Genomic DNA, 25,422 nt, shown 5'->3' on the forward strand with positions numbered 1-25,422 from the left:
CACCTCATCTATATTACTATAAAAAATAATAAGAATGTAGCAATTTTTATATTTTTGAAGGTAAATATATACTTTAATTGTATTATTGCATGTTAAAAAGGGAGTAAGCTAAAATTCACTTAGAATTTTTCTTACTCCCTTTTATCTTATTTTAATCTAAGGAACGATTCATTTTCTCATTACGTTCAATCATTTTATCGAAATATCCTTCATAACGTTGCCACTCATCCTCTGTAATTGGATTCATATTTAGCTGGCCACCTAAGTCTTTAATCGCATAAAGTAATTGGAACATCACATCTTGAACTTTAATGTCCCGATGAAGTAATGTTTCCAAAGATGCCATACATTCTGGTTTAATATCCGGATATTTAAATTTCGTAACTTCACCTTTCAAGGCACGTTGATAAAATTCATGCATCATTTCAGCTCTTTCTTCACCAGAGCCTTCAACACATAAATAAATTTGAACTGCAATACCTCCACGTACACGTCGTTGTGAAATACCAGCAAATTTTTTTCCATCAATACTTAGATCAAATCTTCCAGGACAATATGAATGCTCTATTTCTTTAGTATCTATATCTACATTTTCATTTTCGAACATTTTACAGATAAGTAAATACATCACTGTGAATGCTTCATCAATTGTTGTCTCAGTTTGTCCTTTAAAAATAAGCGAAATATTTAAAACACCTTGGTCTAATACAACCCCAAGACCACCAGAATTTCTAACGATTGCATTATAACCGATCTCGTCAGTTAAGTATTGAATACCGTCTTTTAAAAATGGCAAACGTGAATCATGTATACCTAAAATGACAGTGTGTTGGTGAATCCATGTTCTTACAACGTTACAAGATATATCTTTTCCTACACTTTCTGAAAACGTGTCATCAAACGCAAATGACTGCATTGGCGCTAAACCTGAAGAATGGTCTATATAGCGCCAATGAATGTCATTAAAATACTTACTCGCTAAATCCATTATTGTAATGTTTGAGCAGCAGTAATAATTGATAAGTTATAAACGTCTTCAGTAGAGCAACCACGAGATAAATCATTTACAGGTGAATTAAGACCTTGTAAAACTGGACCAATCGCTTCAAATCCACCTAAACGTTGTGCAATTTTGTAGCCAATATTACCTGCTTCTAAACTTGGGAATACAAATACATTTGCGTCACCTTGAATTTTTGCTCCAGGTGCTTTTTTCTCTGCAACTGCAGGTACAATCGCAGCATCAAATTGAAATTCTCCATCAACCACTACATTATCTAAACCTTCAGATTCCACTTTTTCTTGTGCTAATTTTACTGCGTTAGCGACTTTTTCTACATCATCTGATTTAGCTGAACCTTTAGTTGAGAAACTTAACATAGCAACACGTGGGTCCATACCAAAACTTTTTGCTGATTTTGCACTTTCTACGGCAATTTCTGCTAAATCAGAAGATTCTAATGTTGGATTGATAGCACAATCACCAAATATATATTGTTTATCTTCTTTAATCATAAAGAAGATACCAGATGTTCTAGATACGCCAGGTTTTGTTTTAATAATTTGTAAGGCAGGACGGACAGTATCTCCAGTTGAATGTGCAGCACCACTTACTAATCCATCAGCATGACCAGCGTATACTAACATTGTTCCGAAATAGTTAACATTGTTTAATAATTCTTGAGCTTGTTCTTCAGTAGCTTTACCTTTACGACGTTCTACGAAAGATTTGACTAATTCAGGTTTCAAATCACTTTTAGAAGGATCGATAATTTGAATATTAGAGATATCTAATCCTTTATCTTGAGCTAAAGTATTTACTTTTTCTTCATTACCTAATACTAAAGGTGTAACATAGTCAGTTGCTTGTAACTTTGTAGCCGCTGTTAATACTCTTTCATCTTCACCTTCCGGTAATACAATTCTAACGTTTTTTCCTGAAAGTTTTTCTTGTAATACATCTAATAAACTAGACATAATGCCCTCCTCAAATTTTTAAAATAATAGTATGTTCACCTTAATTATACTTTATTTCTTTTAATATTTCTATTTCATTAATTTGTAAACTTTTAAGTATGTGTGACAATTCTCTTTATGATAAAATTTAATCTGTATTGATAAAAAATATATTTAAAGGAGCGATAGATATGAGTGAAGCAGCTGAAACATTAGATGGTTGGTATAGCCTTCATTTATTTTACGCTGTCGATTGGGCAACTTTTAGATTGGTGCCAGAAGATGAGCGCGAAGCAATGATTAATGAATTTAAAGTATTTATCGAAAATAAAGCCACTGCCAGAGAAAAACAAGCTGGAGATTATGCTTTATATAATATTACAGGTCAAAAAGCAGATATTTTATTATGGTATTTACGTCCAGAAATGAAAGAATTGAATGAAATTGAAAATGAATTAAATAAATTAAGAATTGCTGATTTCTTCATTCAAACTTATTCATATGTATCTGTGATTGAGTTAGGTAACTATTTAGCTGGTAAATCAGACGAAGATCCTTATGAAAATCCACATATTAAAGCAAGATTATATCCAGAATTGCCTAGAACAGAATATATTTGTTTCTATCCAATGGATAAACGTCGTAATGAAACATATAACTGGTATATGTTACCAATGGAAGACCGTAAAAAACTAATGTATAACCATGGTATGATTGGACGCAAATTCGCTGGTAAAATTAAACAATTTATTACTGGTTCAGTAGGTTTTGATGATTTTGAATGGGGCGTCACATTATTCTCAGATGATGTTCTACAATTCAAGAAAATTGTTTATGAAATGCGTTTTGATGAAACGACTGCTCGCTATGGCGACTTTGGTAGTTTCTATATCGGCCATATTTTAACTACTGATCATTTCGATCAATTTTTTGCAATTTAATATATAAATGGAGCAAAGACTGGCGTTTACTATGCTAGTCTTTGCTCCATTTTTTCAATAAATTAATATATTTATATAAGGTAATTAGTTTCCGAGATAAAGTACACTTTTAAAAAAGTGTACTTCAAGTAGTATGGTTTGGGAGAACTTCATTACTACTCTGAACATTAACAAATCGCAAAAGTGCTGTCGCTACCCAGCACAATTTTGATTTATTAACTATTATTATTTAACCGAATTGTAATGTTCTGAAACATTATTGTTATAAATCAATTGTTTTTTTACATTAAATTTTATTTTCATTAAAATATATTTACCTACTATTGAGATATAAATATGAATGTTCATCATATTATGATTGTTAAGTTTTATAATGTAAGGTAGTTATTTTCATGTACTTCTACTATAATAATGATTACATCTTAACGAATGGTGATGAAATGGAAAATATAAATAAGCAAGAACATATAGATGAAACTTTAATCAAAGACGTCGTCATGATGGCTGGACGTATATTACTTGAATCTGGTGCGGAAGGAACACGTGTAGAAGATACAATGACCCGTATTGCTCGAAAACTAGGATATCCTGAAAGCAATAGTTTCGTTACAAATACAGTCATTCAATTTACTTTACATAACGAATCTTACCCACGAATATTTAGAATTAATTCCCGTGATACTAATCTCATTAAAATTTCACAAGCAAATGAAATATCACGATTAATCACAAAAGGGGATATCTCTTTAGAAGATGCAAAAGAGCGATTAGAAAAAATATATATTGCAAAACGAGATAGTAGCTTAACATTTAAAGGGATTGCTGCTGCCATTATTGCAATTAGTTTCCTATATTTGCAAGGTGGCCAATTTATCGATGTGATTACTGCTCTACTTGCAGGTAGTATTGGGTATCTGGTTGTTGAAATTCTGGATCGCCGATTACACGCACAATTTATTCCAGAATTCGTCGGATCCTTAGTTATTGGTATTATCGCAGTATTCGGTCATTGGTTAGCGCCAAGTGGTGATTTAGCTACTATTATTATTGCTGCAGTCATGCCTATTGTACCTGGAGTACTGATTACGAATGCTATACAAGATTTATTTGGCGGTCATATGATGATGTTTACCACTAAGTCTTTAGAAGCACTTGTCACCGCATTTGGTATTGGTGCCGGTGTAGGTTCGATATTAATATTAGTTTAGGAGTACGCATAAATGTTTTGGTTATTTAATTTTATATTTAGTTATACAGCTTCTCTCTTTTTCTGTGTCATCTTTGACGCTCCTAGAAAGCTGTATTTATCGTGTGGTTTTGTTGGAGCTTGTGGATGGATGGTATATATTTTATTCTACCAAGGTTTGAATATACATACGATTTATTCAAGTTTCTTCGGTAGCTTTACATTGGGTTTAATCAGTCATTACATGGCTCGTAAAAAACGTGAACCTGCAATCATTTTCATGGTTACTGGTATTATTCCATTAGTTCCTGGTGGACTTGCCTTTGATGCAACTAAAAATCTAGTCTTATTACAATTTGGTAAAGCAATCAACACAATGCTCGAAGTCACACTTATCGCTGGTGCGATTGCATTAGGATTATTATTCGCAGACCAAATTTCAAAAATCATCGTTTCTGGTTTCGCTCGACGACGTAAACGTATATAACAATAAAACGCGAGAGATTGTTGGTAATTCACCCTCATCTCTCGCGTTTACGTATATTATTTTTTATCTTTTATCATTTCTTTAACTTCTCGTTCAGATTGATTTAAAATCAGACGACTTAATTCGTCATTATTCATATTTTTTAATTTAGGGTATCGAACTACAAAGAAAATAAGACCAATCACTAACCAACTACCCAATGCAATATATGAAGGCATTGAAAGTGAAGCTGGTGATCCTGGGACTAATAATAAAAGTAAAAAGATAAATGAAACAATAGAACCTAAAATAGCAAAGGTCTTATAAAGAGGACCATACGTGTTACTTTGTTTATTGTAACTAAATAGCTTAGCAGCAGATAAACAAGTAATAAAATAAGCAATCGATACACCTGTTGAAGACATATCAACAATCCATGTCAATGCGGTACGTCCTAACCATGGCGCAATTAAAGTAATAGCTACTAAAAAGATAATGGCTACATAGGGTGTTTTATATTTTGGATGTAATTTACTAAACGCTTTAGGCATGATACCAGCACGTCCCATTGAGAATAGTAATCGACTTGAACTCATTAAGAATCCGTTTAATCCAGTAAAAATCCCCATAATAATAGCAATCGCTAATATTCCTAAGCCAATATAACCAAAAGCAGTTTGTGTTTCAGCGCCTGTTAACCATAAATTTCCATTAAAGTTCGCATTATTCGTACCCAACCATCCTGTGTATAAAATCATAATGACATAAGTTAAAGATGCCGCTAATAAACTGTATACAATCAATTTGAACGTTTTGTTTGGCGAAAAATTAAACTCTTCTGCTGTTTGTGGAATATTATCAAATCCCACATAAGCCCATGGTGCAATAGCTACAATCATAATAATGGAATTAAACCATCCAAGCTCTTTACTTGCTAAAGGTTGTAAGTTGCTTAACGAAAAGTTATTTCCGAAAAATGAACCTATAAACATAAGTACAACAACAATGACCATTGCTACACAAAAATAATATTGGAGTGTACCAGAAACACTTGCACCACGAATTGCAATAAACATAAATACTAGTAATAATACCGTAGCAATAACTATTTCTGTTATGTAAACATCCCATCCAGCAATCGTATATAATCTTCCACTATTCAAAATGTTTGGCAGTAAAAACTTAATTAATAAACTAAATGCTGTCGCATTTAACGCTACTACACAAACATAACCGAATGTTAAGAACCACGATGAAAAGAAACTCACATATCTTCCAAAGCTTAAATAACTAAACGCGAATGCACCGCCTGACACAGGAAAACGTTCGACTAATGCACCATAACTTACAGCAATTAATATCATCAATAAAGCACCAATAACAATACCAATTGCCGAAGCAATCGAACCTGATTGTTTAATCCAATCACCGGGCAGTATGAATGCTCCCCATCCGATACACGAGCCATAAGCAATCGCCCAAACAAATTTTTCAGAGAGGTTTTGCTTTAAATCTCCTCTATCTATCTCTCGATTTTTATCATTCATAAAATAAACTCACCTCGAGTACTTAACATACCCTAAAAGGTGAGTTTACTAACCAAAATATAAAATATAATTATCCTGCAAATTTAAATGTTGCAATAATTAACATTAACCATCCCACAATAAAGAGTACGCCCCCTAATGGTGTAATCGCTCCTAAAATACGAATTTGAGTCAATGCAAGAATATATAATGAGCCACTAAATAGAACAATACCAAAGAACAGAAGCCATCCTGCCCAATTCACATTAATAGAAGTTGTACCACTAATGATGCCAATCAGAATTAATCCTAGACCATGATACATTTGATAATTCACTGCTTTTTCCCATACTGACATATATTTATCAGAGAGTTTTCCTTCAAGTCCATGTGCACCAAAAGCACCCGTACCAACAGACATCATCGTACACAATGCACCTAAAATTATAAATACTTTCATCATAATGTTTTAGTTCTCCTAACTTATTTTTAATTAAAAATCAAATATTGATTCACCATTTCCAATTTCATCATCCGTCACCATCATATTAGACGATTTAGTTTGATGCTTCATTTTTTGTGGAACTTTACCACCCATCGCTTCAATTTCTGCAGCAGTAATCGCTGAATGATTTGAAGACTTATTTGAAAACGAAGATTCAGAAGTTACACTATTAGTAAAATCATGTGTTGATTTTTTAGAAGGTCGTTTCGAAACATCGGAATAAAGAGATGTTAAGGTATGAATCGCATACATATGCTTTTCAAACTGCTGTTCATCTTGAGCTTCATCTGCTTGCACTAATTCGTGTTCTATAAGTTGAATTAATTGTTCTTTGTTCAATTAAGATTCCCCACTTTCGCACCATTGTATGGGTGTTTTACCTTTAGATTTTAAATAATCATTTGTACGAGAGTAAGGTTTAGACCCAAAGAAACCTCGATAAGCAGATAATGGACTTGGATGAACAGATTTAATGATATGATGCTTTGCTGTATCAATTAATTTTATCTTTTGCTGCGCAGGTTTTCCCCATAAGATAAAGACAACATCTTCGCGATAATCTGAAATAGCCTTAATAACTTCATCTGTAAAGAGTTCCCATCCAATGTTCTTATGGGAATGCGCTTCACCTTTACGTACAGTTAATACAGTATTTAATAACAGAACACCTTCACGCGCCCAGTCCTGTAGATGTGGAGAAGTTCTATGACAACCAATATCATCTTCTAATTCTTGATACATATTTCTTAAAGATGGTGGAAATTTAGCATTGGGTTGAACTGAAAATGCTAACCCATGTGCTTGGTTAGGTCCATGATATGGATCTTGACCCAAAATAACAACTTTAATATCTTCAAATGGTGTTAAATCAAAAGCTTGATAAATATTTTCTCTATCTGGATAGACGATTTGTGTCGTATATTCTTTTTCTAAAAAATCATGCATTGCTTTAAAATCATGTTTTGTTGTAATGTCATGAAAAATGTCTGACCATTCCATCGTTTTCACCTCATTTCTATTTTAACATAGGACCCCTCTGAAACGTGATATAAATCGCCTTACTATCTTCATGCTAGAACAATAGTTGAGTTACATGATATGATAAATAAAGATGTAAATAATTGACAGGAGTGATAATACATGGCATTAAAAAAAGTATTAACAATTGCCGGTTCGGATACAAGCGCTGGAGCAGGTATGCAAGCCGACCTTAAAACATTTCAAGAACTAAACACTTACGGTATGGTGGCTTTAACAGCTGTTGTAACAATGGACAAAGAAACTTGGTCCCACGATGTGACGCCACTTCCAATGGATTTATTCGAAAAACAATTAGAAACAGTCATTTCAATCGGTCCAGATGCTGTTAAAACAGGTATGCTTGGAACTGAAGAAATCATTAAACGTGCTGGCGAAGCATTTGAACAATCAGGTGCAAAATATTTCGTAGTAGACCCAGTTATGGTATGTAAAGGGGAAGATGAAGTACTTAACCCAGGAAATACAGATGCAATGATTAAATACTTATTACCTAAAGCAACAGTCGTCACACCTAATTTATTTGAAGCTGGTCAATTATCTGGATTAGGTAAATTAACGTCAATTGAAGATATGAAAAAAGCTGCAAAAATCATTTGTGATCAAGGTGCTCAACATATTATTATTAAAGGTGGTAAAGCATTAGATCAAGATAAATCTTACGACTTATATTATGATGGTCAAACATATTATCAATTAACAACTGATATGTTCCAACAAAGTTATAACCACGGTGCAGGTTGTACATTTGCAGCAGCTACAACAGCTTACTTGGCAAATGGTAAATCACCTAAAGAAGCTGTTATTAGCGCTAAAGCATTTGTGGCATCAGCAATTAAAAATGGTTGGAAAATGAACGACTTTGTAGGCCCAGTTGATCACGGCGCATACAACCGCGTAGAACACATCGACGTCGACGTCAAAGAAGTTTAAAGAGACTAGTCTTTTGTAATCCTTAATTAGATTTCATTGTCCTTCCCCGACGCCCCAACTCGCGTTGATCGTTGACTTTCATTTTGAAAGTCTCTTTGTTGGTGCCCCAGCATTAGAGTTGAAAGAAGCTAATCAGCGTACTTTCAATTCAATCAGCTACTGTCTGTACTGCATTTTTAAAGAAATATAAGCACTTCTAAAGCTTTTAATCTTGTGTATGATAGTTTGGTCACACTAGGATTAAAAGCTTTTCTTATATCTTCATTATCTTCTAGGTATTTAGTCGTAGTATGCTCTACAAAGTTCGTTGCAGTAAAAGTTAGTACCATAGACTCATGTTTTTTATCATAAAATCCATTACTATATTAAGTGTAGAGAGACAAAGGAGGAATTAACAACATGATTATCTACAAGCAAAATATAGAAAACGGTATCCCAATATACGAAATCATTACAAAGACCTTCAAGACGATTACGGTAAAATTCGATGAAACGTTTAGTAAAAATGACATCTATAAATTGCTCTCTCTACTAGAAAGTGACGTTGATAACATGAAATTAAGTTATTCATCACATTTCAAAAATTAAAAAGTGTTTTTCGTAATTGAATACGAAAACAGACGAATATTTCAAATTCTTTTTTTAAAGTTAAGACGCCCCTAATACTCAAAACCTTAAAAAGTCATTAATGATTCAAAAGCTCACCCTAATAAAATAGCGTTAATGTTAGCCAAAAATGTCCCCTTTTGGAAACTTAGAGAGAAACTTTAAGTTATACTAACATTAACGCTATATTTTTATAATATTGTTTCTTTTTTAACACCTATGGTGGGTTATCAACGGTTAAATAAATAATTATAAATCAGTATGATTACTTTTTTTAGTAATAACTATTTTTTCTTCACCATTTAAACCAAAGACGCTTATTTCATTATGACTCACTTTTTTTAAGGTAACTTCTTCATCTATATCTATAGTCTTTCTATACTTAACGTGAATTTGTGTCCACTCTATTTGAAAATACGCTAATACACAATCTACTACCAGTTGACCAGGGACAATGGTTGAATGAAGCTCATTTGTATCATTAACAAGGCGAAGGTAATGACTCACTTTATCATGACTAAACCTCATCATTTACCTCCTTTTTTATAAATGTTTGCCTAATAAATATACATTGTCTATTATCTTTATATATTTTTAAATCGTAGATATATTGGATATATGTTTTAAACTTTTTCGTACTTTTATGTGTTAAGTACGCCTCATATTTTAGCCTACATTTTAATGGTTCAAATTCTTCACATATTGTTCTTACAAGAAGAATATGTTCTTGTTCAAACTTTTGAAACAACTTAAATTTTGGCCAGACGTTTGCACACATGAGTGGAGGCACTACGCCTTTATACGTTCTTTCAACTACTTCGCAATACTCTCTTACTTCTTGCTCATTAAAATCTATTTCTATTTTCTCATAAGCCCCATCGTTCGAAAAGTATAGCATTTCCCATTCCTCCTCCAATCCCCATCGTAGCAACTCCCCGCTTCCAATGTGTCATATTTAATAACCTAGTGATTAATGCTACGCCACTTGCGCTATAAGGATGACCAGACGCAATGGCTCCACCCCACTGATTGACTTGATTAATATTTAATTTTAACTCTTGAATTGAAGCTAAAACTTGTGAACTAAATGCCTCATTAAGTTCTATTGTATCAATGTCACTTATTTTTAAATTTTGTTTTTTAAGTAATTCTGTTACGGCAGGCACTGGTCCAATACCTAGTCGTTTCGGATTGACGCCTATTGTCACAGCATCTGTAAACATCATTCCCTCTGATATTCCGTATTGTAATGCCGTTTCTTGATTCATAACGAGTGCAAGCGCAGCGCCGTCATTTTTCATACAACTATTTCCAACCGTTACTGTTCCGTTAGCTAGTAAAGGACGTAATCGATTTAATCGTTGTTCAGTAAGTGTTGGCTTAATACTTTCATCTTTATCAAATAAATGACCTTTGATGTTTAAAGGTACAATTTCATTACTTATACTTCCATTCTCATAATATTGATGTGTTAGATGATGACTACGTATCGCAAAGGTATCTTGTTGTTTACGCGTAATATGATAATATTGCGCAACATTTTCAGCTGCTTCTATCATACTTGGATCTTGATCTTCTGGTGCAAAAGAGGCACGCTCATAAAATTCTGGTAATTGTGTATCATACACTGATTGAGGCCGTTTAATCTTCCAAGGAGCACGACTCGTGCTTTCTACTCCTCCAGCTATATAAATGTGACCTGCACCCGCTTGAACCATTCGACATGCATATATAATACTTTCTAACCCTGACCCACATTGACGGTCCATTGTAACACCTGGAATACTCTCAGCTAGACCTGCTTCTAATAAGGCTTTACGGGCAATATTTCCACCATTACCTACGATATTTCCAATCACTACATCATCTATATCAGGTATTATTTTAGGAAAAGTTGAATTCATTTCTTCAAATAAGGGCATGAGTAATGTTTCAGGTTCTAAATGTTTCAATTTCCCACCATATTTGCCAAAAGGTATACGCTTCGCCCATATAATGACCGGTTGGTTCATCATTTAAAGTCTCCTTTTACATAGGCAGTACGCATTTTATTTCGAGCAACTTTGCCACTTTGGGTATATTGCATACTGTCTACTTTTATAAATTTGGAAGGTACATCATATCGTGATAGAACTTTCATAATATGTTGTCTCACAGTTTGGTACTCAAGTTCTATCGATCCTGTATATAGTAAAACAGCTATTTCACCAAAACGTGGATGCGGTTCTCCTATAACAATTGCTTCTTCTACTCCATCAATATTTTTTATCATTTGTTCAATAATTTGAGGATAAACATTTTTACCTCCAATAATTAATCGTTCATTTTGACGACTCACTAAATATAATTGATTATCTTTAATATAAGCGTAATCACCTGTTTTAATCCATGTTTCAGGCAATACGACAGATTGATTTACATACCCAGAGAATATCATATTACTTTTTACATTTAATAACCCTATATGATTCTTGTCTTTTTCCTCTAAACCAATCGTTACATTTTGAAATATGTATCCCACTGAATCAATAGAAGCTTCACGGTTAATGTTATAACTAATAAAACTTGCTTCTGACGTTCCAAAAAATTCAATAATATTAGCATGCTGAAATGTTTCGGCTATACGCTTAAACAACGAAGAAGAGAGTTTCGCCCCACTACTTAAAATAGTCGTTAAATGTAGGTGATCGTGATTTATTTTTGTTATTGCATGTAGCATTGTTGGAACAAGAAATAATGCACTATTTGTTGTTTGTTGTTTCATTTTGCTAACGAGCTTAGTCGCATTAAAACGGGTTTGTCCAATAAATGTTCTCCCTGTATATAACGCATAAATACAAGTGTATAAAGACAATGAATGTGCAAGTGGTCCCGGTGCTACAAGTATGTTTTCTTTATGACGAAGTAGCTTTTCATTTTCTTTGTATGACGCAAGCCAAGATGGTTCATTTCGATAATATGCTTTAGGTAACCCTGTTGTCCCAGATGTAAAACCAATATGTAATAGTTGATGGACTTGTGACTGCTCATGTAAATATGTAGGATATGTTTCAGAATACTTTGTCTTTATCAGTCTATGTTGTTCATCAACAAGATAGTCAATATGATACGTTTCAATCAGTTGATGAATTGTTACTTCAGACCATTGATCATCTAGAAAACAAGGAATACTTCCTTGCTCTAATATTGCAAAATAATTCAACATATTATGTAAAGGACTTTTACTTAACAATCCTACTCGGGACCCTTTCGGTAAATGCATGAAGACTGATTTTAATTGCTGTATTTCTGTATAAAGTTGTTGATATGTCAATACATCTTCTTCGAACGATAGCGCAATCATATCTGGTTGTTCTATTGAATAGTGATTTAATTTATTTAGCATTTCTAACATATGACCCTCTCTAAATGTTAACTAGATTAATTATTATATTAACATTATATGAAAAATAACACATAAAAAAATCACTCAAATATATTCATCTGAACGATAATATATTTGAGTGATGATTTTTATTCTAAATTAGCATGATTGTCTTGCATTGCTTCTTCATTAATATTAAAGGCATCCATTAATCCAATCACGACACTATCTAAAAAGATGAGTGAAGATTGTTCAAATAGACTACCTAACGGCTGTTCAGAGCCTTCTGCTTCATGTTTCGTTCCTGCAGGTAAAGCAATCACTGTATCAGCGACATCGCCAATTTTAGATTCTTTTTTAGTTGTTATTAAAGCAATTTGAGCACCAACTGAATGTGCCTTTTCAGCTAATAATCTTAGGTGCTCTGTTGATCCAGAACCGGAAATAATAATTAATAAATGATGCTCTTTAATAGATGGCGTTGTTGCTTCACCTATTGCAGATGCATCTTTTCCTAGTTGATTCAAACGCATTGCAAAGCTATTAGCAACATATCCAGAGCGACCTTTACCAGCTGTAAAGATACGAGATGCGCCAACCACTTCATTTGCAAAACGTCCATAATCATTATCCTCTAGATGTGATAACGTGTTATCTATTTCTTCAAGAATTAAATGATAATTGTTAAAAGTTGGCATTTTATTTACCTTCAATCGCTTCACGACATTGTTTAGCTGCTTCTACAGGATCATCTGCATTAGCAATACCGCCACCAACAATAACTAAATCAGGTTCTTCTGCTACAATTTCTTTAATTGTTTCAGGTTTAATACCACCAGCTACGGCTACTTTAGAATTTTTAATGACTGATTTAACTGTACGTAAGCTTTCTAATGGAGATTGTCCTTCAGCTTGTAAATCATAACCAGTATGAACAGCGATATAATCAGCGCCCATTTCATCTAATTCTTTCGCACGTTTTTCTAAATCTTGTACAGCAATCATATCAACTAACAATTGTTTACCATGTTTGTGTGCTTCTTCAACCGCACCTTTAATTGAAGCATCTTCTGCAACACCTAAGATAGTCACAACATCTGCACCAAATTTAATAGCTTGGCTTACTTCATAGTCTGCTGCATCCATAATTTTTAAATCAGCTAACACTTTAGCATTATTAATATTTTCGTTTAAATGTTGAACAGCTGGTAATCCTTCATTAATAACGATAGGTGTACCAATTTCTACGATATCCACATATTCTTCAACTTTTTTAGCTAATTTTGCTGCTTCTTCTTTATTTAATAAATCGATTGCTAATTGTAATTCCATTACAAACATCCTTTCATATCATAGTCGTAGTAGTATACATACCCATGTTAAATATTTTTAAACCTTTAAATCACTTCAAATTATTTTCTTTCATTTATAAATAAATTGAGCATAGGTGTACAATTCGGTAGTTCTTTTTAGTAAAATAGATAGATACACACATTGTATGGTTGTAAGGAGTGAACGTGTTGGAACCCATTAAAGCTGAAGAAGTACAACGATTGTTAACTACATTTGAAAACAAACCTGTCTATTTGCATGTTGAAACGACGAATGGTGCATATGCTAATCATTTTGATCAACGTGTGTTTAATGCAGGTACGTTTTTACGAAATATACAAGTCACATATGAACATGCGCAACTAAAGGGCGGAGATAAAGATCCATTTCGTGTTGGGTTGAAACTTCGTGATGGAGGTTGGGTATATGTGCAAGGCCTGACTCACTATGAAATCAATGATAATAATGAATTTTTAATAGCTGGATTTAATTACGAAGGACAGTTGGCTGCGACAATTGAAATCAGTGAACAGCCATTTACAGTATAGAGGAGGAAGATTCATGAAAGATGAAAGACATGTACTAATGATATTTCCACATCCCGATGATGAAACCTTCTCATCTGCTGGGACAATCGCAAGTTATATTGAAAACGGGGTGCCTGTCACTTATGCCTGTCTCACATTAGGACAAATGGGACGTAATTTAGGCAATCCCCCTTTTGCGACAAGAGAGTCACTACCTTATATTCGCGAAAAAGAATTAGAAGATGCTATGAAAGTGATTGGTATTACTGATTTACGTAAAATGGGTTTAAGAGATAAAACAGTAGAATTTGAGCCACATGAGCAAATGGATGATATGGTAAAAACATTGATTGAGGAGACAAATCCATCAGTGATTATTTCATTTTATCCAAAATTTGCTGTACATCCAGACCATGAAGCAACAGCTGAAGCTGTCGTAAGAACAGTAGGACGTATGCCTAAAGAAGAGCGTCCAAGACTTCAACTCGTAGCATTCAGTAATGATGCACCGGAGATTTTAGGTGAACCTGATATATTAAATGACATTAGTCAATATAAAGAGATTAAATTAAAAGCGTTTGAAGCTCATAAATCTCAAACAGGTCCTTTCTTAAAACAATTAGCAAGCCCTGAAGTTGGTGGAGAAACACAAAGTTTTCTAGAAGTCGAACCTTATTGGACGTATCATTTCGATAATTAAAATCATTAGAGGAGGTACAATAAACGAATGACTGAATTTGATTTATCTACTCGAGAAGGTCGCTGGAAACATTTTGGTTCAGTAGACCCTATCAAAGGTACAAAACCTACAACTAAAAATGAAATGACTGATTTACAAAGTACACATAAAAACTTCTTATTTGAAATTGAAGAAGTGGGTATTAAAAATTTAGTATATCCTGTTAAAATTGATCAATTTCAAACAGCAGGTACATTTAGTTTCTCAACAAGTTTAAATAAAGATGAAAAAGGTATTAACATGAGTCGTATCTTAGAAAGTGTTGAGAAACATTATAATAATGGTTTAGAACTGGATTTCGATACACTATATCAAGTATTACGTACATTACAAGACAATATGAAACAGAATGCTGCGGGAGTAGACGTTTCAGGTAAATGGTTCTTTGATCGTTATAGTCCTGTAACTCATATCAAAGCAGTGGGTCATGCTGATGTTACTTACGGTTTAGCAATTCATAAAGATCAAGTAACGCGTAAAGAACTTACCATCACGGCTACTGTAACGACACTTTGTCCTTGCTCTAAAGAAATTAGCGAATACTCTGCTCATAATCAACGGGGTGTTGTAACAGTAAAAGTGTATTTAGATAAACATTCTGAAATGATAGATGATTACAAAGAAAAGATTTTAGATGCAATGGAAGCAAATGCAAGCTCTATTCTTTATCCAATTTTAAAACGTCCTGATGAAAAACGCGTAACAGAACGTGCATATGAAAATCCACGTTTCGTTGAAGATTTAATTCGTTTAATTGCCGCAGATTTAGTAGATTTTGACTGGATTGATGGCTTTGACATTGAATGTCGAAACGAAGAATCCATTCACCAACATGATGCTTTCGCAAGACTAAAATATAGAAAATAACATTAGAATTTATAAATGAAAACAAGTTACAATCGAGGAAGATTGTAACTTGTTTTTTACATTGCGTTAAATATATCAAGCTCTTTAATATTATGTTGTGCTATAATATATATGTAAATTACAATTGAATGCAAAATATTAATAAATAAAGGAGTAAATAGCATATGCCACTTACAATTAAAGAATTACACGATATATTAGGGGGGGAATTATATGATGCAAAGAATAAAGAAAATAATATAATAAATAACTTTGAAAACTGGTTTCCTTTTATACATAATAAAAACACAGCATATATCTCTCCAAACAAAAAAACTTGGCGCCGTTTTGGAAGATCGCCAAATGCTAAAGAAGGAAATGAATATATTAGGAAAGATAAAGAAGATCTTGGACTAATAATAACCGAGCATTACGTTTCTAATATGTCTTATAAAATTCCACAACTTGTTGTAAAAGATTCTGCACAAACCTTAAGTAACTTAGCTGAAAAAATGAGAATACAATATAAAAATCCAGTAATAGCAATCACTGGATCAATGGGTAAAAGTTCTACAAGAATGCTTATTAGCGCTGGTTTAAAAGATTATATGCCATTACAGAATAGATATAATAATAATATTCGTTCAGCAGTATATTTATTACTATGTAAATTAATTAGACAACCAAATTTTGCTGTTTTAGAAGTCTCATTAAATGCATTAAATGCTGTAGGAAACTCTTCTTATTTAATCAAACCGAATATTGCTATTGTTACAGGTATAGGCGCTGCTCATATGTCTACTTTTAAAGATATTTTAAATATAGTAGAAGTTAAAGCAAGTATTTTTGATGGATTAGATTCTAATGGTATTGCAATAATAAACAAAGATACTTTACATTCTGATATTTTAATTAATCGTGCTAAAGAAAACACTAAAAATGTTATAACATATAGCACTTCAGATTCAAATGCAACTATATATCCAAAATCTATTGAATATAATAAAGGATTCACTGATATAACTGTCGAATTTGAGGGAAATGAATATACTTATCGAATTAATTCAATAAGTAATGGAATGGTTGAAAATTCTCTAGCTAGTTTTGCTGCTTTAACTCAATTGAATATACCTTTACAAAAAGCTTTAGATAACTTAATTACATTTAAACCATTTGAAAAAGTTTTAAATTTAAAAGAAATAAAAACTTCAAAGTTTCGTGTTAACTTAATTGATGACACACATAATGCTTCATTACCAGCTATGATAAATGCAATAAAAGCTTTTGACACTCAAACCAAGTTTTTTAAAGGGAATAAAATTATTGCAATTGGAAAAATTAGTGATTTAGGTAAACATTCTAGAAAATTACATTTACAGCTTGTTAATGTACTTGAAAATAGTAATGCTGATTATATTTTATGTATGGATGACGATCTAAAAGGAGTAGTAACTAGAGTTAAAAACAAACATATAACTTGGTATTCTAATAGATTTTTGATGGAACAAGATTTATTATATCTATGTAATAATGATTCAATAACATTATTAAAATCTTCTGCAGGAGGAACTGAGTTCCCTAAGCTTGCTAAAGATTTATCCAATAACTTACTTACTTATCAAAAAGATAACTCTAACAGCTCATTGTTTGATGGCCAATCTATAAATGGTCGTAGTTATATTATTGTTAATAATAATGACTATAAAATTATTGAACAATATAATTCTGAGAATTCTTCTACTATTGAAGGTTTAGGCCCAATTTTTAATTACTTAAAAGGTATAGATGATAATATAAAAAATGAAACAGTTACTATAGGGAATTGGGCAACTAATAATAATATATATTATGAGGGAAAAGAAACAAGCACTTATAATTTGATGAAAGATATGTTGAATTCACCTATGTATTCTCCAACTTATGAATTATCTAAGTATTTATTCAAAAATGGGCTACATAGAGATGAATATATAAACTCTATAATAAAAAAACTAGATTTATCTAATTCTGTTGCTATCAATTTAACTGGTAGACACACAATAAAAGAACGTCAAAGTTTTACAGTTAATGATTTATATTCAATTCTTAAATCATATAAAGACAATTTATTTAAATTCTCTAACAAAATTATTATAGGAAGAAAATATAAAAGTGGCATAATAAAAGGAGATAAACAATCGATTATATTTACTTCTTATCCTTCAGTTAAAACGATTGAGACACTTTTTCACTCTAAATATTAAGAATAAAGGAGACCAATAGTGATATATTCAGTAGGAAATAATTTAGGTCGTAAATTAACTGGTATAGAAAAAGCAATGATTAATAGATTAAATCTATTTAAAAAAAATTCAATTTCAAATAAATTGATATTTGTTTCATGGTCACCAAGGCTTTATTTACACGCTCAACTATTAAAAATCAATCAAAATGATGTTTTTAGTTTATACGATGTACTTCAAGACAGTTTAAATGTTAAAGAAAAATATTTTAATTGGATAAACTATTGGGAAAATGATTGTAACTATACTCTTAAATACGTTGTAGATACCAATGATATCAAAATTTATAAAAATGGATTGTATAAAATGTACGTTCATTTCGTAGATTCAAATTATAATATTTTAGATTATATTAATTATTTTGATATAAAACAACGTAAAATTCGTAGAGATTTATATGATACTAGAGGTTTTTTAAGTTGTACTAAAGTTCTAACAACTAATCAGAAAGTTGTTATGGAACAATATTATTCACCTAGTAAGAATGTTAAATTTGAAAAATATTATAATCCAGAAGATAAAATTCCTAAAGTACAATCTATAATATATTATGCATCTGATGGAATTAAATTTTTTGAAGATAATAATTCATTATTATCATTTGCGATAGAAACATTATACGAATCTGGAGACTTATTTTTAAGTGATAAAAACATTAAAACCTCTCCTATTTTTAATAAATGTAACATTAAAATACCAGTTGTAGCAATATTGCATAGTACTCATGTTAAAAACATTAACAACGTTTATGATTCAGAAATTAAAAACACGTATAAACCTTTATTTAATAATTTAACAAGATATTCTGGAATAATAGTGTCAACTCAACAACAAAAAATCGATGTATCTATTAGAATAAATAATGTTATTCCTGTTTATACTATTCCAGTAGGTTATACTGAAAATAGTTCTTTTAATAATGAAAACAAAAATTTAACAGATTCAAATAAAATTATTTCTATAGCTCGATATTCTCCAGAAAAACAATTAGAACATCAAATTGAACTTATCTCTAAACTAGTAAAAGATTTTCCTAGTATTCAATTACATCTATATGGTTTTGGTAATGAACAGAAAAAATATGAAACTTTAATTAAGAATTTAAATTTAGAAAATAATGTTTTTTTACGTGGCTTTATTCAGGATTTAGATCAAGAAATAGAAACTGCATATTTGTCTTTAATAACTAGTAAAATGGAAGGATTCAATCTAGGTCTATTAGAAACAATAGCTAAAGGTATTCCTCCTATTGGCTATGATTCAAAGTATGGCCCTTCAGATCTAATTATAAATAAAGAAAATGGTTTCTTAATTAGTAAAAATGATAAAGAAAAATTATATCATTGTGTAAAAGAACTACTATATAACGTTAATTTGAGAAATGAATTTTCTAAGGCTTGTAAAAAACATGCTAACAATTTTAATGAAAATAAAGTTATTGATAAATGGCAACTTTTTTTAAAATCTATTTTAGGTTAATTACAACTATAAATAGTTAAACTAATACTTCTTTTAGATTAGTCATTATATATATAAATTAATTGACTGAGTTATTCCATGAAGTTAATATGGTTAAATAAACAATTAAATAACTAAAAGAAGAGGCTAGGACATAATTCCTAGCAAAATAGCCAGTAAATGATTTTTTATAAATTCATTTACTGGCTTCTTTATTTACAATACTTCGTATTGTTGGCTCGCTTTCTTAGGAGACAGCTTCAGCCTGTAGTCTTCAGCTTGTCCTATTCCCTTAAGAGTCTCGCCAAAATACTTTTTTAAAAAAAGGCCCTTTCGTATAATTTAATAAACACTAATAAACTAAATTAACGAGGTGCCTTTGCCTTATGTATAAAGATTATAATATAACTCAACTTACTCTACCAATGGCCCCACAAATAATATTTCACGACATGTCAATGATATTGTAGAAACAATTCCTAAGACTGAATTCGATGAATTCAGACATCATCGTGGCGCAACATCATACTATCCAAAAATGATGTTAAAAGTCATTCTATATGCCTACACACAATCTGTGTTTTAAGGACGTAAGATAGAAAAATTACTTAATGATAGCATCCCAATGATGTGACTATCACAAAATCAAAAGCCTTCTTATAAAACGATTAATCGATTTAGAGTCAATCCAAAAGTAGATGCTTTATTAGAATCATTATTTATTCAATTTCATAGTCAGTGTTTGAAACAACATCTTATAGATGATCAGGGCATTTTTATTAATGGTACGAAAGTTGAGGTGAATGCCAATCGATATACATTTGTATGGAAAAAGAGTATTCAAAACCATGAGTCAAGGATAAATGAAGATTTTAAAGCACTCTATCATGAATTGGTAACAAATAAAATCATACCTGAGATTAAAAAAGATCATGATAATAACTTAACAAAAGAAGAAATAGATTTGATTGGTAGTCATTTGGATAAAGAAATCGAAGATTTAAACCAACATATCGATAATGAAAAATGGACTGAAATAAGAAAACAAATACGGCTCAAAAGAACTAAAATTAAAAAATACAAAAAGCAAATTAATGATTACTCTGAGCGAAAGTATAAATACGAAGTCCAAAAATCTATTTTAAAGGATAGAAATAGTTATTCTAAAACAGATCATGATGCCACCTTTATGAGAATGAAAGAAGATCATATGAAAAATGGACAACTCAAGCCAGGTTATAATTTACAAATAGCGACAAATTCTCAATTCGTTTTATCTTATAATGTGTATCAAAATCCGACTGATACAAGAACAATGATACCATTTTTAAATTCAATTCAAGAGACCTACGGTCATTTACCTAAATATATTGTATCTGACGCAGGTTATGATAGAGAACCCAATTATAGATGATTTTAATCGAACACCGCTTATAACTTATGGTATGTTTATAAAAGATAAAACTAAAAAATATAAAAGTGACATCTTTAATACTCAAAATTGGGATTATGACGAAATTAACGATGAATACATTTGTCCAAACAATAAACGATTAGGTTTTAAAAGATATGCCTATCGTCATGATAAATATGGTTTTAAACGGGACTTTAAATTATATGAATGTGATGATTGTTCAGAATGTCCTTTGAAACACCAGTGCATGAAATTCAATTCAAAAACAAATAAAAAAATAATGAAAAATTATAATTGGGAATATTTTAAAGCCCAAATTAATAAAAAGCTTTCAGAACCAAAAACAAAAACCATCTATAGTCAAAGAAAAATTGACGTGGAGCCTGTTTTTGGATTTATGAAGGCTATTTTGGGTTTCACTCGAATGTCCGTTTGAGGGATAAATAAAGCCAAAAGAGAACTAGGATTTGTATTAATGGCACTTAATATAAGAAAAGTAGCAGCTCAACGAGCTGAAAATAATCAAAAAAATTATAAAAAAGACAATTTCTATATTATTTCAATAGAAATTGTCTTTTATCACTTAACCAGAAACTTTATGCCCAGGATCCTTTAATGTAATTCTATTTTTTTAAAAACTAAAATATACTTAAAAAATACATTAATTAAATAAAACGATTTATCACTAAGAGAAATAAATATAAAATTTAGAAATTATAAAATAATAAAATTAAAAAATGTTCATCAAAAATTTATGTAATTTTACTTAGCGCTATAAAACTAAACATCTAAAAATTAAAAATCTTTAAATAAATGAAAAAATAGAAATAAGCCATAGTTATTAATTTGATTTATAAGATTCTAGAATTTTAAACAATTCTTTTCTAATATATTATATATGATAACCAATTATTTTAAATAATAATTTTAAAACAATACTCAAAAATTCGAATTATTATTTAAAAATACATCTTGTACTAATAATTATCACAAGATGTATTTTTTTCATCTACTTATAAAGAGTTAAAAAGTATTTTTGATATACAATACAAGAAAAAATTTTTAAATAATTCACTGATTAACGTTCCATACAAATTCTACTAAATATAGAAATATATTTATTTTTTAAAAATTTTTCGAAATTGTACGTATCCAGAGACATAGTGTTCAATGTCATCTATTCTTACTCGATACCCATGATGTTTGATAAAGAAGCTACCAAGAACTCGACTAGGCTTTTTAAAATACATTGCTACTTCGGGATAAAAGAAACCAGTACGTTGATAATCAGCTCTTGTATGAATCACATCAACTAGTCTTTGTTCATCTACTAAATTATTCACTACATAATCAAAACCTGTTTCCTTAGCTTTTTGGATTAATTTATATGTTGCCATTAACATTTCTAAAAATGTTGGGAATGTTGTTTCACGTTGCTCAATATAATCTAAGTAATTATTAACATTCTTAATACCAAACTCAAAGTATTCTTCTTTAGGAGCGATTTGTACTAATTCATTTGTACAATAACCTAGCCAATGATCATGATATTGCCAATACTCCTTTTTTATAAAATGATCTAACAATTTTTTAACAACATTTAACCAAACTTCATCATTATCTTGCTGATATAATCGTAACAAAGCTAATGCTGCTTCACCATCATAATAAATAATTCTAAATTTTTCTTTCACGGTTAAATCTGGATAGTTTAAAATATGAGTTGTTTCATAAGTGGATTTGTTAATCATAGATAAGATACCACGAGCAGTTTTTTGAGCAATATTAAGATAATAATCATTTTTTCTATATTTTAAATATTCACAAATTGTGAATATAAATGCCGCATTTTGTCCTAGTTTAATTTCATTAAGTTCTTCAGTATCATCAAATATATATCCTATATTATCCTTTTCATAAAAATTATTTTCTATTATATAATCTATTGCCCGCTCTACTGGTGATAAATTTTCTCCAATATATGCTAATCCTTCAACTAATGCATATGTAGAAGAAGAATGTCTCAATATATTATAAAAGTTTATCTCATTATCAAAATGAGGAAAATAACCATAAATATATCTTCCATTATCTAAAATCATATTTTTTAAAAAATGTGTGCCGCTTTTTATCAATTTATCTATTTCTTTATATAGATCCTGTGTTTTTCTTAAGCCTTTTTTGTATCCTTCACTATATAGTTCGAAAACATCATTTTCCTCTAATATAAAGCCTTTGGTATAAAATTTAATAACTTCTTTATTTTCATAGAAATCATAATTAAAACTTTTCTTATGATTTGTATATTTTCTTAAATAATTATTAATATTTTTTTCTGACAAAATCAGTTTCTTTTTCCCATTATTTTCTATTGGTTTGACAAATGCATTGGCATTGATTTCCTCTGGTAAAAATGATAAATCCCAATAATCATCAAAAGCTACACCAAAATCTACATAATTTCTTCTTGTTTTAATTATTTCATTACTCACTTTTTCAAATAATATTTTTTCACTTTTTATAACAATATCTAACTTTATCCAAATTGGATATTTTCCAGTTTTTTTTCTAAATTTCTGTATCTCATTTATAACATTTCTTTTAAGATAATTTGGTTTTTTTAATAATTTGACAGTAGCTTTGATATTAGAATTTCCTAAACTAAGAAAAATTTTATTTTTAATTTCAGTAGTATTTTCTATATAACTAATTAATTTATCTACTCTACTTTCAATATCCATTTATTTATCTCCTATTACAAAACTTATTTTATTTATTAATAGAAAATTAAAAGCCAGGCCATTTAGACCTAGCTTTTAACTTTTAACTAATTAAAATAGCATAATTATTTTTCTTTGTTTTCTCTTTTACGACGTTTGCCTAATAGTAAAGCACCTAAACCAGCAAACATTGATCCAAATAAAACACCATTAGAATTATTTTCACCAGTATCTGGTAATTTTTTATCTGAATCTGAGTCGCTATCTGAGTCTGAATCGCTGTCGCTATCTGAATCTGAGTCAGAATCTGAGTCGCTATCGCTGTCAGAGTCTGAGTCGCTGTCACTATCTGAGTCTGAATCGCTATCGCTATCTGAGTCAGAATCTGAATCGCTATCTGAGTCAGAGTCTGAGTCAGAGTCTGAATCGCTGTCGCTATCTGAATCAGAATCTGAGTCGCTATCTGAGTCTGAGTCGCTGTCGCTATCTGAGTCTGAATCTGAGTCGCTGTCTGAGTCTGAATCTGAGTCGCTGTCGCTGTCAGAATCTGAATCGCTATCGCTGTCTGAGTCAGAGTCGCTATCGCTGTCAGAGTCTGAGTCGCTGTCTGAGTCAGAGTCTGAATCGCTGTCGCTATCTGAATCAGAGTCTGAGTCGCTATCTGAATCTGAATCGCTGTCGCTATCTGAATCAGAGTCTGAGTCGCTATCGCTATCTGAGTCTGAGTCTGAATCGCTGTCGCTATCTGAGTCAGAGTCTGAGTCGCTATCTGAGTCAGAGTCTGAGTCGCTGTCACTATCTGAGTCTGAATCTGAGTCGCTATCGCTGTCTGAGTCTGAATCGCTGTCGCTATCTGAGTCTGAATCTGAGTCGCTGTCTGAGTCAGAGTCTGAATCGCTATCGCTGTCTGAGTCAGAGTCGCTATCGCTGTCAGAGTCTGAGTCGCTGTCGCTGTCAGAATCTGAATCTGAGTCGCTATCTGAGTCAGAATCTGAATCGCTATCGCTGTCAGAGTCTGAATCTGAATCTGAGTCGCTGTCTGAGTCAGAGTCTGAATCGCTGTCGCTATCTGAGTCAGAGTCTGAGTCGCTGTCGCTATCTGAGTCTGAATCGCTGTCGCTATCTGAATCAGAGTCTGAGTCGCTATCTGAATCTGAATCGCTGTCGCTATCGCTATCTGAGTCTGAATCTGAATCGCTATCGCTGTCAGAGTCTGAATCGCTGTCGCTATCTGAGTCAGAGTCTGAGTCGCTGTCGCTATCTGAGTCTGAATCGCTATCGCTGTCTGAGTCTGAATCGCTGTCGCTATCGCTGTCTGAGTCTGAATCGCTGTCGCTATCTGAGTCTGAATCTGAATCGCTATCGCTGTCTGAATCTGAATCTGAGTCGCTATCTGAGTCAGAATCTGAATCGCTATCGCTGTCTGAGTCTGAGTCGCTATCGCTGTCAGAGTCTGAATCGCTGTCGCTATCTGAGTCAGAGTCTGAGTCGCTGTCGCTATCTGAGTCAGAGTCTGAGTCGCTGTCGCTATCTGAGTCTGAATCGCTATCGCTGTCTGAGTCTGAATCGCTGTCGCTATCGCT

At 31.7% G+C, this 25,422-nt stretch carries 23 protein-coding genes and 2 pseudogenes; 11 read left to right on the forward strand and 14 right to left on the reverse strand.

Going from position 1 to position 25,422, the window contains the following annotated elements:
• Positions 1 to 151 precede the first annotated feature (151 nt).
• Complete coding sequence (locus BDW25_RS08300) at positions 152 to 988, reverse strand: lipoate--protein ligase family protein (RefSeq protein ID WP_002455695.1); 837 nt, start codon at positions 986 to 988, stop codon at positions 152 to 154.
• Positions 988 to 1,977, reverse strand: coding sequence for a phosphate acetyltransferase (gene pta / locus BDW25_RS08305; protein WP_002488580.1), 990 nt, complete (start codon positions 1,975 to 1,977; stop codon positions 988 to 990). Before pta ends, BDW25_RS08300 begins: the two co-directional genes overlap by 1 nt.
• Positions 1,978 to 2,147: 170 nt before the next feature.
• Here pta and hemQ point away from each other — a divergent pair, with 170 nt between their 5' ends.
• The 3 genes from hemQ (at position 2,148) to BDW25_RS08320 (ending at position 4,570) form a co-directional block, all read left to right on the forward strand.
• On the forward strand, positions 2,148 to 2,897 hold the full coding sequence (hemQ, locus tag BDW25_RS08310) for a hydrogen peroxide-dependent heme synthase (protein ID WP_002455697.1): 750 nt from the start codon (positions 2,148 to 2,150) through the stop codon (positions 2,895 to 2,897).
• 440 nt (positions 2,898 to 3,337) lie between these two features.
• Positions 3,338 to 4,105 carry a threonine/serine exporter family protein gene (locus tag BDW25_RS08315; protein ID WP_002455698.1) on the forward strand — a complete coding sequence of 256 codons (768 nt, stop codon included), beginning with the start codon at positions 3,338 to 3,340 and terminating at the stop codon, positions 4,103 to 4,105.
• Between the two features lie 12 nt (positions 4,106 to 4,117).
• A complete protein-coding gene (locus BDW25_RS08320) occupies positions 4,118 to 4,570 on the forward strand; it encodes a threonine/serine exporter family protein (RefSeq protein ID WP_002448879.1) in 453 nt (150 codons plus the stop codon).
• A 56-nt stretch (positions 4,571 to 4,626) separates the two neighbouring features.
• Here the strand turns inward: BDW25_RS08320 and BDW25_RS08325 are convergent, their stop codons facing one another.
• From BDW25_RS08325 to BDW25_RS08340, 4 genes are all read right to left on the reverse strand, one after another.
• Positions 4,627 to 6,096: an APC family permease gene (locus BDW25_RS08325; RefSeq protein WP_133945387.1), complete on the reverse strand. Its 1,470-nt coding sequence runs from the start codon at positions 6,094 to 6,096 to the stop codon at positions 4,627 to 4,629.
• A 70-nt stretch (positions 6,097 to 6,166) separates the two neighbouring features.
• Positions 6,167 to 6,535, reverse strand: a complete 369-nt coding sequence (locus BDW25_RS08330; protein ID WP_133945403.1) for a DUF423 domain-containing protein — start codon at positions 6,533 to 6,535, stop codon at positions 6,167 to 6,169.
• A gap of 33 nt (positions 6,536 to 6,568) precedes the next feature.
• Positions 6,569 to 6,919, reverse strand: a complete 351-nt coding sequence (locus tag BDW25_RS08335) for a DUF5327 family protein (protein ID WP_133945389.1) — start codon at positions 6,917 to 6,919, stop codon at positions 6,569 to 6,571.
• A complete protein-coding gene (locus tag BDW25_RS08340) occupies positions 6,920 to 7,579 on the reverse strand; it encodes a uracil-DNA glycosylase (RefSeq protein WP_002448873.1) in 660 nt (219 codons plus the stop codon).
• Positions 7,580 to 7,720: 141 nt separating this feature from the next.
• Between BDW25_RS08340 and thiD the strand changes: the two genes are divergently transcribed.
• Both thiD and vraX read left to right on the forward strand, forming a co-directional pair.
• Entirely contained in the window at positions 7,721 to 8,551 is an 831-nt protein-coding gene (thiD, locus tag BDW25_RS08345) for a bifunctional hydroxymethylpyrimidine kinase/phosphomethylpyrimidine kinase (protein WP_133945391.1), read from the forward strand.
• 399 nt (positions 8,552 to 8,950) lie between these two features.
• Entirely contained in the window at positions 8,951 to 9,139 is a 189-nt protein-coding gene (gene vraX, locus BDW25_RS08350; protein ID WP_037554510.1) for a C1q-binding complement inhibitor VraX, read from the forward strand.
• 267 nt (positions 9,140 to 9,406) lie between these two features.
• On the opposite strand, the gene BDW25_RS08355 is transcribed toward vraX, so the two are convergent.
• From BDW25_RS08355 to hxlA, 6 genes are all read right to left on the reverse strand, one after another.
• Positions 9,407 to 9,685, reverse strand: coding sequence for a hypothetical protein (locus BDW25_RS08355; protein ID WP_119633239.1), 279 nt, complete (start codon positions 9,683 to 9,685; stop codon positions 9,407 to 9,409).
• Entirely contained in the window at positions 9,675 to 10,055 is a 381-nt protein-coding gene (locus BDW25_RS08360; RefSeq protein WP_133945393.1) for a protein VraC, read from the reverse strand. The genes BDW25_RS08355 and BDW25_RS08360 overlap by 11 nt, the downstream gene beginning before the upstream one ends.
• A complete protein-coding gene (locus tag BDW25_RS08365; RefSeq protein ID WP_133945405.1) occupies positions 10,024 to 11,169 on the reverse strand; it encodes a thiolase family protein in 1,146 nt (381 codons plus the stop codon). Before BDW25_RS08365 ends, BDW25_RS08360 begins: the two co-directional genes overlap by 32 nt.
• Positions 11,169 to 12,551 (reverse strand): AMP-binding protein, encoded by a 1,383-nt coding sequence (locus BDW25_RS08370; protein ID WP_133945395.1) that lies wholly within the window; start codon positions 12,549 to 12,551, stop codon positions 11,169 to 11,171. The genes BDW25_RS08365 and BDW25_RS08370 overlap by 1 nt, the downstream gene beginning before the upstream one ends.
• 119 nt (positions 12,552 to 12,670) lie before the next feature.
• On the reverse strand, positions 12,671 to 13,219 hold the full coding sequence (gene hxlB, locus BDW25_RS08375; protein WP_133945397.1) for a 6-phospho-3-hexuloisomerase: 549 nt from the start codon (positions 13,217 to 13,219) through the stop codon (positions 12,671 to 12,673).
• A gap of 1 nt (position 13,220) precedes the next feature.
• Complete coding sequence (hxlA, locus tag BDW25_RS08380) at positions 13,221 to 13,853, reverse strand: 3-hexulose-6-phosphate synthase (protein WP_002455709.1); 633 nt, start codon at positions 13,851 to 13,853, stop codon at positions 13,221 to 13,223.
• A 185-nt stretch (positions 13,854 to 14,038) separates the two neighbouring features.
• Between hxlA and BDW25_RS08385 the strand changes: the two genes are divergently transcribed.
• The 6 genes and pseudogenes from BDW25_RS08385 (at position 14,039) to BDW25_RS11135 (ending at position 21,735) form a co-directional block, all read left to right on the forward strand.
• A complete protein-coding gene (locus BDW25_RS08385; protein WP_002488035.1) occupies positions 14,039 to 14,401 on the forward strand; it encodes a YojF family protein in 363 nt (120 codons plus the stop codon).
• 13 nt (positions 14,402 to 14,414) lie between these two features.
• On the forward strand, positions 14,415 to 15,080 hold the full coding sequence (bshB2, locus tag BDW25_RS08390) for a bacillithiol biosynthesis deacetylase BshB2 (RefSeq protein ID WP_002455710.1): 666 nt from the start codon (positions 14,415 to 14,417) through the stop codon (positions 15,078 to 15,080).
• 27 nt (positions 15,081 to 15,107) lie between these two features.
• Positions 15,108 to 15,986: a GTP cyclohydrolase FolE2 gene (gene folE2 / locus BDW25_RS08395; protein WP_065581176.1), complete on the forward strand. Its 879-nt coding sequence runs from the start codon at positions 15,108 to 15,110 to the stop codon at positions 15,984 to 15,986.
• Between the two features lie 164 nt (positions 15,987 to 16,150).
• On the forward strand, positions 16,151 to 18,208 hold the full coding sequence (locus BDW25_RS08400; protein WP_002488047.1) for a Mur ligase family protein: 2,058 nt from the start codon (positions 16,151 to 16,153) through the stop codon (positions 18,206 to 18,208).
• An 18-nt stretch (positions 18,209 to 18,226) separates the two neighbouring features.
• Positions 18,227 to 19,726 (forward strand): glycosyltransferase family 4 protein, encoded by a 1,500-nt coding sequence (locus BDW25_RS08405; RefSeq protein WP_002488034.1) that lies wholly within the window; start codon positions 18,227 to 18,229, stop codon positions 19,724 to 19,726.
• Between the two features lie 365 nt (positions 19,727 to 20,091).
• Positions 20,092 to 21,735: pseudogene (locus BDW25_RS11135) on the forward strand (IS1182 family transposase).
• 502 nt (positions 21,736 to 22,237) lie between these two features.
• Here the strand turns inward: BDW25_RS11135 and BDW25_RS08415 are convergent.
• Together BDW25_RS08415 and sdrF are read right to left on the reverse strand one after the other, a co-directional pair.
• On the reverse strand, positions 22,238 to 23,860 hold the full coding sequence (locus BDW25_RS08415; protein ID WP_133945399.1) for a poly(glycerol-phosphate) alpha-glucosyltransferase: 1,623 nt from the start codon (positions 23,858 to 23,860) through the stop codon (positions 22,238 to 22,240).
• 104 nt (positions 23,861 to 23,964) lie between these two features.
• A pseudogene (gene sdrF, locus BDW25_RS11080) lies at positions 23,965 to 25,422 on the reverse strand (MSCRAMM family adhesin SdrF); the annotation flags it as partial.

The organism is Staphylococcus sp. AtDRG32 (assembly GCF_004365845.1).
Lineage (GTDB): Bacteria > Bacillota > Bacilli > Staphylococcales > Staphylococcaceae > Staphylococcus > Staphylococcus hominis.